This window comes from Helicobacter pylori (genome assembly GCF_014496485.1).
GTDB classification, from domain to species: domain Bacteria; phylum Campylobacterota; class Campylobacteria; order Campylobacterales; family Helicobacteraceae; genus Helicobacter; species Helicobacter pylori_DD.
The window spans coordinates 95,426-108,760 of the sequence record NZ_JACTAX010000002.1; the positions used below are offsets into that span (position 1 = coordinate 95,426).

Below are 13,335 nucleotides of genomic sequence, written 5' to 3' on the forward strand. Positions count from 1 at the left end.
ATATCCAAAAAATACAAACACTCCAAAAACTTTAACCCTAAAAATTTGAGACGCTCTCTACAGCTAAAGGATTTGAGAGCAACAAAGCCCACCCACCAAGCAAGTAGCCTCTATTTTAAGTGCTCAAACGCTATGACAATTATAACACGAAAACGCCCTAATCCCCACAGCCAAAAGCTAGGGGCTTATGGCGTATTTTTACAAAAATCAAAAAAAGTTAGCACACCTTAAGCGCTAATGCTTATGATGGCTTGGTTTTTTCCCTTTTTTCCCTTTTTTCTCATGATCGTGAAAAGGGCCTTCGCATGCGCAATCATGCAAATCCAACCCCTCTTCACGATACTCTTTCATGGTCATTGTTTTCTTTTTGTTAGCAATCACTTCAAGAATTTCTTTTTTACGCTTGTTGCGATCTTCTTGGCTTAAAGAAGCCAAATTCTTATCCATCGCTTTCTTAAAATTCGCTTTATAATTTTTACGCTCTTCTTCTTTCATCGCTTTTAATCGTTTATTGACTTCTGTGCGAAACTCCGGGACTTCGCTAGGAGCTACTTTCCCTGCTTGCTCTAATAGTTGCTGATTATCCATGCTCTTAAAATCGCTCGCATTCAAAAAAAGCCCCAAAAAAGTCCCTGTAAATAATAAAGAAACCGCTAATTTTTTCATCAAATGCTCCCAATTCAAAAATAAAAGACAGATTCTACCATCTGATTGATTAAAGATAACTTATAGCACTTTAATGGCCAATTGATTTTTAGATTTTATGATCAGCGCTCCATTAAAACAGCTAACCTATATTCCCTATCATTATTTTCAAAAATAATCAATTCATTTTTGATTTTTCAAAGATTTGTTTGTGTGCGGTTGTTGGTAAGTTCAATTGCTTGTAAGGATTGCGATTTCATTTTTGCTGAGTGGCCGTATTGATTAAACAACGGCTTTGATACAAGAAAGTCATAAAAGGCCATAAAGAGCAAAAGCCCTTTTCTATACCCCCCCATAAATTAACCCTAAAACACCTTAAAAGCTTACAATGTAACGCCAATAAAAGGCATAGGGGCGGTGAAAGGTGAATTTATAAGTAACCCCTTCAGGAACATTATCCGCACTAGCGGTATAGTAATTGTTGCGAATGGTTTGGATTTTCAAGCCAATTTCAAAACCTTGGTGTTTAGTGCCTAAGCGGATCCCGCCATTCACTAAGACCTGGAAATTTGATGGGTGGAAACTCCCTCTATATTCTTCAGCTAAGTCCTTAAAATAATAGTTTGTTGGACCCCAAGAGGTACCGCCGATCGCAACGCCAAGAAAAAACCCAAAATGCAAGTTCTCACGATTGAAAATAGCTGGGTTAAACAACACATCTGTGCCAGCCCCATAGCCAAACATGAAACTTTGAGAACCCTTGCGAGCGTCTCTCATGCCATAATCATTATAAGTGTAATACTTATAATAAGAGCTTGCAAAATCAAAGAATCCGTAATAACGCATTCCAAATTGTGGGGCTTTCTTAAAAAAATGCTTATACCCTACAACAAAACCAAAACCATTGATAGCGTATTGTTGGTTGCTTAAGCCCTTATACCCACGAGTCCCTAGAGCGCCATGGGTAAGCCCTCCTGTGGGGTTTGACGCTGTAGGCATGTTAGGCGTGTTAGAGCCATAAGCCCCACTTTGATTACCATTACAATTGCCATGGGAACAATTTTGAGCGGTAGTGCTAAGCATACCTAACTGGTAATCAATCCCTATAAAAGCAGCATTTCTTTCACCTTTTTTGGTAGGGCTAGTCTTAATAGCTTTTTCTTGCTTAGGGGTCTCTGCTGACAACAAGCTCGTCATTGCTAGAGAGATAGCACCTACTATAACAGATTTCTTCATGTATTCCTTCCTTCTACATTTTCTCTACTTGAGTTCTAAATGCTACATTCTACTATAAAATTGCTTTCTTTTTGATTAAATATAGCGAATGAATGAGAATAAATTGAAACAAAAATCAATTTTAGGAACTTTTTAGTAAAAATTCCTAAATCCTCTCACCTTTTTTAGGCTAAAACTAAAACCTAACAGCCAATAGAGATTAAAGATGCTCTTTCACGCTCTCTAACACGCTCTTAAAGGCTTGCATGTCATTCATCGCCATGTCTGCTAAAACCTTGCGGTCTAATTCAATGTTAGCCACTTTTAAGGCATGCATGAAGCGCGAATAGCTTGTTTCATGCATCCTGCAAGCCGCATTGATCCTTACCACCCACAAACTCCTGAACTCTCTTTTCTTTTGTTTGCGATCCCTAAAGGCGTAATACATGCTCCTTTCAAGCTGTTCTTTAGCCTTTCTAAAATGCTTTCTTCTGCCACTATAAAACCCTCTAGCGAGTTTTAAGACTTTTTTATGGCGTCTTCTGCGCACAACGCCTGTTTTAACTCTCATTTCTTTACCTTTCTTTTTAAAATATTTTTAGGTGCGTTTTTAAAACGACTTTCCCTTAAACAAGGGGATTAACTCCACTTTCTAATGAGCATTCTTAAGCCCTGCAAAGCAACGACATGACAGAATGCGCGTTAGTGTGATGCACATGTTTTGGCGCGTTCAAATTGGCTTTGCGCTTAGGGCTTTTTTTAGTCAAAATATGGCTTTTAAAAGCGCTGCCACGCTTGATCAAGTTTTTTTTGACTTTGAAACGCTTAGACGCGCCGCGATTAGTCTTCATTTTTGGCATGATTTTCTCCTTTCATAAGGTTAATACGATTAAAAGGCGGGTTATTTTCTTTGGTTTTCTTTTCGTTTTTGGGGGCTTCTTTAGCCTTAGGCACAAACATCCACGAAACAAAACGCCCCTCGGTTTTTGGCTCTTTTTCAGGGTTGGCTAAATCTTGCATCATCGTTTGGACTCTCAAAAGCACATCAAGCCCGGCTTTTGAATTTTGACTTTCCCTACCCTTTAAAACCACTTTGAATTTGACATGCTTATTGGCTTCAATAAATTCTCTCGCATGCTTGACTTTATAGTTAATATCGTTTTGCGCGATTTGAGTGGAAAGCTTGATCTCTTTGATTTCAATTTGCTTTTGCTTTTTCTTGGCTTCCTTGATTTTCTTTTCATTTTGGTAGCGGAATTTATTATAATCCATCACCTTACACACGGGAGGTTTCGCGTTCGCTGAAATCAAAACCAAATCCAAACCTAAATTTTGAGCGATATTGAGTGCTTCTTTAGAAGAAATAATCCCATACACTTCGCCACTATCGCCCACGCAACGCACTTCTTTAAAATTAATGTCTCCGTTTAACAACACTTCGCTTCTACTCAAAAACTAACCTCTTGCATCTTAGATTCAACCATGTTTAAAAACTCCTTTAAGGGCATTTTATACTGAGCTTGTTTTTCTCTGTCTCTAATGGATAGAATTTCGGTCTCCACCTCTTCATTCCCTAACACTAAAATCATAGGGATTTTTTGTTTTTCGGCTAATCGCACCTTTTTATTCAAGCTGTCGTTTTTATCCAACACTTCTACAAAAATATCGCGCTTTTTTAATTCCTCTTTTAATTTCAAAGCAAAAACATGATGCTCTTCATTAATAGGGATGAGAGCGATTTGAGTGGGCGCGACAAAGAAAGGGAAATTCCCCCCAAAATGTTCGCTCAAAATCGCAATAAACCTTTCAAACGAGCCTAAAATCGCTCTGTGGATCATCACCGGCTGTTCAGCGTGATTATGCTCATTGGTAAAAGCGAGCTTGAAGCGTTCAGGCAAATTCATATCCACCTGAATCGTGCCGCACTGCCATTTACGCTTTAAAGCGTCAGTGATTTTAATGTCAATCTTAGGCCCATAGAAAGCCCCTCCCCCTTCATCAATCTTATAATCAATGCGGTGCTCTTTTAGGGCTTCTTTTAAAGCGTTAGTGGCCTTTTCCCAAACTTCATCATCGCCTATGGATTTAGCCGGCCTTGTGGATAATTCCATTTCATAGCTAAAACCAAACGCTTGCATGATCTTATGCGTAAAATCTAAAATTGCGCTCACTTCACTTTGGATCTGTTCAAAAGAGCAAAAAATATGTGCATCGTCTTGGGTAAATTCCCTAACCCTTAAAAGCCCATGCAACACGCCGCTTTTTTCATGCCGATGCACCACGCCGTATTCATAAAACCTTAAGGGCAAATCTCTATAGCTGTGCAAAGCGCTTTGATAGACTTTAATATGCCCCACGCAATTCATAGGCTTTATGCCGTATTCTTGCTCATCAATCGTGGTGAAATACATGTTTTCTTTATAGTTGTCATAATGCCCGCTGATTTTCCACACATCGCTCTTTAAAATCTCAGGGCCTTTAACCGGCTCATAGCCTCTTAAAAGTAACGCTTGACTCAATAAATCTTCAATGCGCTTCCTAAGCCTTGCCCCTTTAGGTAGCCATAAAGGCAAGCCCGCCCCTATCTCATCATCAAAACTAAAAAGCCCTAGCTCCACGCCCAGCTTTCTGTGATCTCGTTTTTTCGCTTCTTCTATTTGGAAAAGATAGTCTTTTAAGCCCTCTTTGGTGGCAAAAGCGATGCCATAGATTCTAATGAGCATTTCATTGTTCTCATCGCCGCCCAAATAAGCCCCAGCCAATTTAGTGAGCTTGAAATGGTTTAAAAAACGGGTGTTTGGGAGGTGAGGCCCCTTACACAAATCTTCAAACTCGCCTTGTTTATACACGCCAAACGCATCGCCACTGATTTTACTCATCACCGCATGCTTTAATTCATCGCCCTTAAAACGCTCCAAGGCTTGCTCTCTAGTTAAAGTCTCTTTAGTGATAGCGAGCTTTAACTTCGCAAACTCTTTCATTTTCGCTTCAATTTTAGGCAAATCCTCTTCGCTGATTTTTGAAGAAGTCTTAAAATCGTAATAAAACCCCTCTTCTACCACAGGGCCTACAAAAAATTTCGCGTCCGGATAAAGGGCTTTCAAGCTTTGCGCAAGCAAATGCGCGCATGAATGCCTAATCACTTCTAAAGCCAAAGGCGAATCATCAAAAAATATCGGCTCGCTCCCTTTTAACGCTTTGATCCCATCGCTCAGCCCTAAGACTTTTGCGCTCTCTAAATCTATTATTTGCTCGTCTTTATAAACAGCAATCAGTTCCGCACTCATTCTTTAAAACTTATGTTTCCTTTCTTTAAACCTTAAAATTCAGCAATCTTTTGAGCCAAACCCGCATTGCACTTGCGAATCCACTTTCTCAGCTTTAGGGTCGCTCATAGGCTTTAAACACGCTTGTAAAAACACCATACAAAGCAAATTCAACAATAACCGCCTATACAAAACTACCCTTTCTATTCAAAAATACCTAACTAACCGCTCATTATACAATAAAATCATAAACCAAAAAGAATACGCCCCTTATTAGAAAGCTTAGAATACAAACTAGCTCAAACTAAAGCTCTATCATGCTATCATTATTATATTTTATGTTTTAAGAGACTTAATGATCATTTTAAGGGAGTTTTGTGCGATATATCAAGTTTTTCAAAGAGTTGAACAATAAGAATGTGAATCTAGTTGGGGGCAAGAACGCTAGCATTGGTGAAATGTTTCAAGAATTAGTGCCAATTGGTATTAAAGTGCCTGATGGCTTTGCGATCACGAGCGAAGCGTATTGGTATCTTTTAGAGCAAGGGGGGGCTAAGCAAAAAATCATAGAGCTTTTAGAAAATGTTGATGCCACCGAAATTGATGTGTTAAAAATCCGCTCCAAACAAATCAGAGAGCTTATTTTTGGCACGCCTTTTCCTAGCGATTTAAGAGATGAGATTTTTCAAGCTTATGAGATTTTAAGCCAGCAATACCACATGAAAGAAGCCGATGTGGCTGTAAGGAGTTCCGCTACTGCAGAAGATTTGCCGGACGCTTCTTTTGCCGGGCAGCAAGACACTTATTTAAACATTAAGGGTAAAACCGAATTGATCCACTATATCAAATCCTGTTTGGCGTCGCTTTTTACCGATAGAGCGATTAGTTATAGAGCGAGTCGTGGGTTTGATCATTTAAAAGTCGCCTTGAGTGTGGGGGTGCAAAAAATGGTGCGAGCGGATAAAGGCAGCGCGGGCGTGATGTTTTCTATTGACACCGAAACCGGTTTTAAAGACGCGGTGTTTATCACTTCAGCGTGGGGGTTAGGCGAAAATGTGGTGGGCGGCACGATAAACCCTGATGAATTTTATGTGTTTAAGCCCACTTTAGAGCAAAACAAACGCCCCATTATCAAACGCCAACTCGGCAATAAAACGCAAAAAATGGTCTATGCCCCAAGAGGTAGCGAACACCCTACCAGAAACATTAAAACCACCAAAAAAGAATGGCAGTCCTTTTCATTGAGCGATGAAGACGTGCTGATTTTAGCCAAATACGCCATTGAAATTGAAAAACACTACTCTAAAGAAGCCAAACAATACCGCCCCATGGATATAGAATGGGCTAAAGATGGCGATAGCGGGGAAATCTTTATCGTTCAAGCGCGCCCAGAAACCGTTCAAAGCCAAAAAAGTAAAGAAGAAAGTCAAGTCTTTGAAAAATTCAAATTCAAAAACCCTAACGAAAAGAAAGAGATTATCTTGCAAGGCAGAGCGATTGGGAGTAAGATCGGCTCAGGAAAAGTGCGCATCATCAATGATTTGGAGCACATGAATTCTTTTAAAGAGGGCGAAATTTTAGTTACAGACAATACCGATCCAGATTGGGAGCCTTGCATGAAAAAAGCGAGCGCGGTTATCACCAATCGTGGAGGGCGCACTTGCCATGCTGCTATTGTGGCTAGAGAAATTGGCGTGCCAGCTATTGTTGGGGTAAGCGGGGCGACTGATAGCCTTTATACCGGCATGGAAATCACGGTTTCTTGCGCTGAGGGCGAAGAGGGCTATGTGTATGCAGGCATTTATGAGCATGAAATTGAAAGGGTGGAGCTTTCTAACATGCAAGAAACTCAAACAAAAATTTACATCAATATTGGAAACCCTGAAAAAGCTTTTGGCTTTTCTCAGCTCCCTAATCACGGCGTAGGGCTAGCCAGGATGGAAATGATTATTTTAAATCAAATCAAAGCCCACCCCTTAGCTTTAGTGGATTTGCACCACAAAAAAAGCGTGAAAGAAAAAAATGAAATTGAAAACCTTATGGCAGGCTATGCTAACCCTAAAGATTTTTTTGTGAAAAAAATCGCTGAAGGCATTGGCATGATCAGTGCGGCATTTTACCCTAAACCTGTGATTGTAAGGACTAGCGATTTCAAATCCAATGAATACATGCGCATGCTTGGCGGCTCTAGCTATGAACCTAATGAAGAAAACCCCATGCTTGGCTATAGGGGGGCTAGTCGGTATTATTCAGAAAGCTATAACGAAGCGTTTTCATGGGAGTGTGAAGCCTTAGCGTTAGTGAGGGAAGAAATGGGCTTAACGAACATGAAAGTGATGATCCCTTTTTTGCGCACCATTGAAGAGGGTAAAAAAGTCCTAGAAATCTTAAGAAAAAACAATTTAGAATCCGGTAAAAACGGGCTTGAAATTTATATCATGTGTGAATTGCCGGTGAATGTCATTTTGGCTGATGATTTCTTAAGCTTGTTTGATGGCTTTTCTATTGGATCAAACGATTTAACCCAGCTCACTTTAGGCGTGGATAGAGACAGCGAATTGGTCAGCCATGTCTTTGATGAAAGGAATGAAGCGATGCTAAAAATGTTTAAAAAAGCGATTGAAGCTTGTAAAAGGCACAACAAATATTGCGGGATTTGCGGGCAAGCCCCAAGCGATTACCCTGAAGTAACAGAGTTTTTAGTCAAAGAAGGCATCACTTCCATTTCTTTAAACCCTGATAGCGTGATCCCCACTTGGAACGCCGTAGCCAAGTTAGAAAAAGAACTGAAAGACCATAGCTTAACTGTGCGTTGATAATGAATGGGTTGATCTAACTTGAGTGGGTTTCTCGTATTAGTTTCCATGATATAATTTTGAAAAGTGGGATTGTTTTTTGAAAAAAGGTTGGTAATAGAATCAGTAAAAACAGGAAAAACAAATAAAGTTGGCAAAAACACAGAGACAGCTGACACAAAGGCAAATAAAGAGGCTCATTTTAAACAAGCGAGCGCCATTACAAATACGCTCAGATCAATTGGTGGGTTTTTTACAAAGATTATGAAGAGAGTTAGAGAACTTGTAAAAAAACACCCCAAGAAAAGCAATGTGGCATTAGTAGTATTGACCCATGTTGCATGCAGGAAAGCGAAAGAATTAGACGATAAAGTCCAAGATAAATCCAAACAAGCTGAAAAAGAAAGTCAAATCAATTGGTGGAAATATTCAGGATTAACAATAGCGGCAAGTTTATTATTAGCCGCTTGTAGCGCTGGTGATACTGATAAACAGATAGAGTTAGAACAAGAAAAACAAAAGACAGAACAAGAACAACAGAAAACAGAACAAGAAAGACAAAAAGCAAATAGGAGTGGGATAGAGTTAGAACAAGAAAGACAGAAAACAGAACAAGAAAGACAGAAGACAAATAAGAGTGAGATAGAACTCGCTAATAGTCAAATAAAAGTAGAACAAGAAAAACAAAAAGCAAATAAGAGTGAGATAGAGTTAGAACAGCAAAAACAAAAGACAATTAATACACAAAGAGATTTGATTAAAGAACAGAAAGATTTCATTAAAGAAACAGAACAAAATTGCCAAGAAAAACATGGCCAATTGTTTATTAAAAAAGCAAGAATTAAGACCGGTGTTACTACTGGTATTGCTATAGAAGTAGAAGCTGAATGCAAAACCCCTAAACCTGCAAAAACCAATCAAACCCCTATCCAGCCAAAACACCTTCCAAACTCTAAACAACCCCGCTCTCAAAGAGGATCAAAAGCGCAAGAGCTTATAGCTTATTTGCAAAAAGAGCTGGAATCTCTGCCCTATTCACAAAAAGCTATCGCTAAACAAGTGGATTTTTATAAACCAAGTTCTATCGCTTATTTAGAATTAGATCCTAGAGATTTTAATATTACAGGAGAATATAATTATTTAGCTAGTTCTAAGCTTCTTAATCTTCTAATGCTAACTTTTTAAAAACTATTTCATGCATTCTACTATAAATTTTTAAAAATTTGTTTTTTTATAAATCGGAAAAATTTTTCTTTACAATTTTATTATTAATAGGGGAGAGAGATATTTATATAATTGCAATTACTATATTATATATATCTTTTTATTCTTTTTTTATAAATAGGCTCCTTATTATTGATTTTTTATAAATTACATTCTTTTTAATTTCTATTAAAAAAATTAATATTAAGAGGACTTTTATGAAAAAATCAAATGACAATAACGCACTCGCTAGAAGTCAAAGGGAGTTGTTTGTAGGGATTAGGGATTTTATTGTTTTTAAATTTAAGCGTATGGTTGTTTTTAATGGGGTAAGGGATTTTACAAAAATGAGATTTTTGTCAATAGAATTAGAAAAATGCGAAAATATTAAAGATTTGGAAAAATTATGTCATACAATTTATAATCAAGGCACAAAGCATATTTTGATGATGCGTGTATTGTTTTTATTTTTTGACTATTTTTGCAAGCATTTGAAAGTTAAGCGATTGAGACTACTCAATGAAGAAATGCTTGTGAATTTTTTATTTGAGTTAGCTAAACAAAGAAAGATTAATTCAATGGCAAAATATGTGATGTATATTAGGCAATTTTTTGATTACTTGGATAGGACTAAACATTATGAATTTTATTTTAGTCTTAAAAATATAGCCTTTGCTAAACACAAAGATAATTTGCCTAAACATCTAAATTCAAAAGATTTAAAATCTTTTATATATACTCTTATAAACTATAAAACTAGAAGCAGTTATGAAAAGAGAAATAAGTGTATTTTGCTCTTAATTATTTTGGGTGGTTTGAGAAAATCTGAGGTTTTTAATTTAGAATTGAGAAATATTGTTTTAGAAAAAGAGCATTATATCTTGCTTATAAAAGGCAAAAACAATAAAGAGCGAAAAGCGTTCATTAAACGAGAAATGCTAGAAAAATCTTTAGATGAGTGGTTGGGTGATAGCAAACGATTGAGTAGTTTTAATGGGCGTTTTGTATTTAAGAAGTCTCTGTCTCACTATACTCAAAAGCATTGTTCAATCAGTAATTTTGTGTTGAATATTTTTATGTTGAGTGGTATTGAAAATTTTAAACAATATGGTACAGGATTGCACTTATTTAGGCATAGTTTTGCCACTTTAGTCTATGCTGAGAGTAGGGATATTGTTTTGACTTCAAGAGCATTAGGGCATCAGTCCTTAAGCTCCACAAAAATCTACATTCACACCGCACAAGAATATAATAAACAAGTAGCAAGCATTTTTGATAATTTATTGAGTGAGTAAAAAGATGATTAATTCCTCATTCAAAAGTTCTTTAAAGGGTTGTTTTTTGATGTTTTTTGTAGCTTATCTCGTTGCTTTAGAACCAACATTAACAAAACCAACCGAAGTTCTTATATTTTCAGGCTGAGAGGCTCTGTTTTTGATGTTATTTACAGCATTGCCTATTGCACCTTCTGTTTTTACAAGAAAATTGCCAGTTCCTACAGAAGCGCCTTTAACGCCACCGCTTACTGCACTACCTACATTACTAGCAAAGCTTAAAAAACTTTGCGATCCAGCTTTTAAGAAGTTAGCTAAATCAACCGAACCACCTTGTGTTCCAAAAATGGTATTGATAATATTTGGAATATTGCTAATTAAAGCTGAAGTAATTGCTGAAATGATAATAATGCCGATAGTTTCTATGATATTTTGAGTAGGTTTAAATAATTCTAACCCAATAGAGTTTAGCATGGCAAATAAAAACACAAGAGGCGCATAAAAGGTTAGAGAAAAGACTTTTTTAATGTAAGAAAAGAAAAATCCTTGAGTTTGTTTAAAAAATAAACAAGGCGTCATAAAGATAAAGCATAGCAAATAAAAAGTTTTTTCTATAAAAATAATACAAATAAGATAAATTGTTTTAAATATAAGTAGGATTTGAAAAAACACAATAGCCACAAAAGATAGAGACTGCATAATGAAAACAAATGGTTTGCTAAAACCTGCATTATTTTCTCTAAAGCTTTCATAAAAAGCAAAAAGTTGCTTGGTTTGATTTTTAATAATTCCTTGTATATTCCCATTAAAACTTATAAAACTTTGATTTGTTTTATTTTGGGATTGATTTGATTGTTGTTGAGCTTTTTTGTAAAAAGTTTTTGTTGTTTCTTCAATGGCGTTATTGAGAATGACTGCAGGCGTTTCTACAAAAAACTCTACATATGAATGGAATTTTTTAGGACTATTCAAAGCAAAGTGCATTAAGGATAGAAGAGCAAGAAAAAAAGCAAATTGCGTGAAAGTTTTGATTTCAAAAAATTCATTATTTTTGTATTTTTTTACAGAATATGCAAAAATAAGTATTGTCCCTATAGAAACCATAGCAGGTGCGATTGTTTTTGCAATATTGTTGTATTTGTCTTTAAATTCATTGGTGAAATTTTGAAATACGCCTATAATACTACTATAAAGCCCATCAGTAGCCACATTGAGATTATCAGCTGGTATGAAATAAGAAATAATACCAATAGCAAGAGAAATACCACCCCAAACCAAATAAGGCATTATTCATCCCATCCTTGTGTAATATTGTTTTTCATTTGTTGAAACTTTTCTGTTGCTATATTCCCACCTTGTGTCATCATAAAAGATTTTTCAACATCAGGCAATTGTGAAGTGGGTAGTCCAAATTTATTTAAATTTGCTCTAAAAGCTTGACTTGTTTTTTTATTTATTTCTAAAAACTCTTTTTTAACGCTTTCAGGAGGGTTTAAAAATGATGGCATAATGATATTTTGTTGTTTATAATAAGTGTCTGAATAGGCACTTGCCATAAGAGACAGGGTTTGATTCATAAAGTTTAGGTTATTAGCAATATTAAGTAGAATTTGCGTGTTTAACATTTCAAATTTTTGTTTAAAGTCTGCATAGACTTTTGCTTTAGTTTCTTGATTGGTTGCTCCTTTAAGCCTTTCTATATACGAACTATTGTCTTTCTCAAAAGTGTTTATCAGTCGTTCAATTTCAAGTGTATTACTAAAACAATAATCCTTACCATCAATATTTTGTTTAGAGCAATACCCTTCTTTCGCATAGATTCTTCTTGTGTGAGTTGGGGTAAATTTTTAGCAAACTTTTCTGCTTCTTCATAATAGCGTTTAGCATAAGTGTATTGTATCTTAAGCGTCTTTTTAGGCTTAATGATCTCATAATCAAAAAGCTCATCGCTTTCAAAATCTTTACTATAACTTTTTTCTAACGCCATTTTATTGTAATTTTATTCTCCCAAAAACTTTCGCTTGTTTTAATTTTCTTAGCCCTTATTCTAACATTATTATCCCCCCTTTTCAAAGTGCAGGATAACACTTCAATTCCGTAAAAATTGAAGTCAATTTGACCTTACAGGTGGCTAAAACACGCACTTTTAAGATATTCTTAAATCAAACTTAATCAAAAAAACTTATTTTAAAACTTTCAATATGTGTGCGATTTTTTGATTGATGGGCAAAGACTCAATGCAAATAGCGCTAAAGGTTATGACAAGTTGCGCTAAAATGAAAACAAGTTACGCTAACTATCTTTTATTAAAAAGGAGTTCAATATGTCAAATATTATTACAGATTACTCGCAATACAATGAAAAGCAACTGCACAATTTCTTAAACTCCATTGAAAAACAATTGCTTAAGGCAGAAGGGGATAAAAATAAGGCGATAAAAAAAATCCAAGAGTGTGAATTGCAAGAACAAATGATCAGACAGGTTTTAGCCCAAAAACATTCTCAAGAAAAAGAACCCACGCAAAGCCTGTTAAATACGATCGCTTCAAAAGATGACCCAGAATGCGATGTTTCGTTTGGAGACTTCAATGATTTTTTGCAAATAGCAAAACAAGAAAGAGAAAGGCATAATGCTTAAAGTCAGAACTAAGAAAGATTTTCTTAAAGACTTTAATAAGCATATCTTGTCTGGACGTATTACAGAAAGCGATGTTACAAGCATTGTTGATTGCCTAAAAAAACAAAAACCACTCCAACAAAAATATTGCGACCACGCTTTGAGTGGTAATCTTAAAGGGCTGAGAGAATGCCATGTCAAGCCAAACTTGTTATTGATTTATGAAATCAAAAAACAAGAAAACGAACTTGTTTTATTGCGTCTAGACACTCATAGCGAGCTATTTAAAAAGTGATCCACACAACCATCTGTGCTAATTT

Annotated in this window: 12 protein-coding genes and 3 pseudogenes; 5 read left to right on the top strand and 10 right to left on the bottom strand. The window is 36.1% G+C overall.

Annotated elements, in window-relative coordinates:
- Positions 1 to 234: 234 nt before the first annotated feature.
- The 7 genes from IC572_RS01555 to IC572_RS07870 form a co-directional block, all read right to left on the bottom strand.
- Positions 235 to 666 (bottom strand): DUF1104 domain-containing protein, encoded by a 432-nt coding sequence (locus tag IC572_RS01555; RefSeq protein WP_187854835.1) that lies wholly within the window; start codon positions 664 to 666, stop codon positions 235 to 237.
- Between the two features lie 354 nt (positions 667 to 1,020).
- Positions 1,021 to 1,881, bottom strand: coding sequence for an outer membrane protein (locus IC572_RS01560; protein ID WP_000750179.1), 861 nt, complete (start codon positions 1,879 to 1,881; stop codon positions 1,021 to 1,023).
- Between the two features lie 199 nt (positions 1,882 to 2,080).
- Positions 2,081 to 2,431, bottom strand: a complete 351-nt coding sequence (rplT, locus tag IC572_RS01565) for a 50S ribosomal protein L20 (RefSeq protein WP_001264161.1) — start codon at positions 2,429 to 2,431, stop codon at positions 2,081 to 2,083.
- Positions 2,432 to 2,525: 94 nt separating this feature from the next.
- Positions 2,526 to 2,720, bottom strand: coding sequence for a 50S ribosomal protein L35 (gene rpmI / locus IC572_RS01570; protein ID WP_001125542.1), 195 nt, complete (start codon positions 2,718 to 2,720; stop codon positions 2,526 to 2,528).
- Positions 2,701 to 3,312: a translation initiation factor IF-3 gene (gene infC, locus IC572_RS01575; protein WP_165508784.1), complete on the bottom strand. Its 612-nt coding sequence runs from the start codon at positions 3,310 to 3,312 to the stop codon at positions 2,701 to 2,703. Before infC ends, rpmI begins: the two co-directional genes overlap by 20 nt.
- Positions 3,309 to 5,147: a threonine--tRNA ligase gene (gene thrS, locus IC572_RS01580; RefSeq protein ID WP_187854836.1), complete on the bottom strand. Its 1,839-nt coding sequence runs from the start codon at positions 5,145 to 5,147 to the stop codon at positions 3,309 to 3,311. Before thrS ends, infC begins: the two co-directional genes overlap by 4 nt.
- 39 nt (positions 5,148 to 5,186) lie before the next feature.
- Complete coding sequence (locus tag IC572_RS07870) at positions 5,187 to 5,318, bottom strand: hypothetical protein (protein WP_001892720.1); 132 nt, start codon at positions 5,316 to 5,318, stop codon at positions 5,187 to 5,189.
- A gap of 185 nt (positions 5,319 to 5,503) precedes the next feature.
- Here IC572_RS07870 and ppsA point away from each other — a divergent pair, with 185 nt between their 5' ends.
- The 3 genes and pseudogenes from ppsA to IC572_RS01595 all read left to right on the top strand — a co-directional run bounded on the left by ppsA (position 5,504) and on the right by IC572_RS01595 (position 10,419).
- Positions 5,504 to 7,942, top strand: a complete 2,439-nt coding sequence (gene ppsA, locus IC572_RS01585; protein ID WP_187854837.1) for a pyruvate, water dikinase — start codon at positions 5,504 to 5,506, stop codon at positions 7,940 to 7,942.
- 96 nt (positions 7,943 to 8,038) lie between these two features.
- A pseudogene (locus tag IC572_RS01590) lies at positions 8,039 to 9,055 on the top strand (DUF874 family protein); the annotation flags it as partial.
- Positions 9,056 to 9,342: 287 nt separating this feature from the next.
- The gene (locus IC572_RS01595; protein ID WP_187854838.1) at positions 9,343 to 10,419 is read left to right on the top strand and encodes a tyrosine-type recombinase/integrase; all 1,077 of its coding nucleotides are present in this window, start codon (positions 9,343 to 9,345) and stop codon (positions 10,417 to 10,419) included.
- A 63-nt stretch (positions 10,420 to 10,482) separates the two neighbouring features.
- On the opposite strand, the gene IC572_RS01600 is transcribed toward IC572_RS01595, so the two are convergent.
- The 3 genes and pseudogenes from IC572_RS01600 to IC572_RS01610 form a co-directional block, all read right to left on the bottom strand.
- On the bottom strand, positions 10,483 to 11,685 hold the full coding sequence (locus tag IC572_RS01600) for a hypothetical protein (RefSeq protein ID WP_187854839.1): 1,203 nt from the start codon (positions 11,683 to 11,685) through the stop codon (positions 10,483 to 10,485).
- A pseudogene (locus IC572_RS01605) lies at positions 11,685 to 12,218 on the bottom strand (hypothetical protein); the annotation flags it as partial. The gene IC572_RS01600 and the pseudogene IC572_RS01605, both read right to left, overlap by 1 nt.
- Positions 12,203 to 12,385 (bottom strand): annotated as a pseudogene (locus IC572_RS01610) (relaxase/mobilization nuclease domain-containing protein); the annotation flags it as partial. The pseudogenes IC572_RS01610 and IC572_RS01605, both read right to left, overlap by 16 nt.
- Positions 12,386 to 12,721: 336 nt before the next feature.
- Between IC572_RS01610 and IC572_RS01615 the strand changes: the two are divergent.
- Together IC572_RS01615 and IC572_RS01620 are read left to right on the top strand one after the other, a co-directional pair.
- Positions 12,722 to 13,036, top strand: coding sequence for a hypothetical protein (locus IC572_RS01615; RefSeq protein ID WP_000065296.1), 315 nt, complete (start codon positions 12,722 to 12,724; stop codon positions 13,034 to 13,036).
- On the top strand, positions 13,029 to 13,310 hold the full coding sequence (locus IC572_RS01620) for a type II toxin-antitoxin system RelE/ParE family toxin (protein ID WP_115044765.1): 282 nt from the start codon (positions 13,029 to 13,031) through the stop codon (positions 13,308 to 13,310). Before IC572_RS01615 ends, IC572_RS01620 begins: the two co-directional genes overlap by 8 nt.
- Positions 13,311 to 13,335 lie beyond the last annotated feature (25 nt).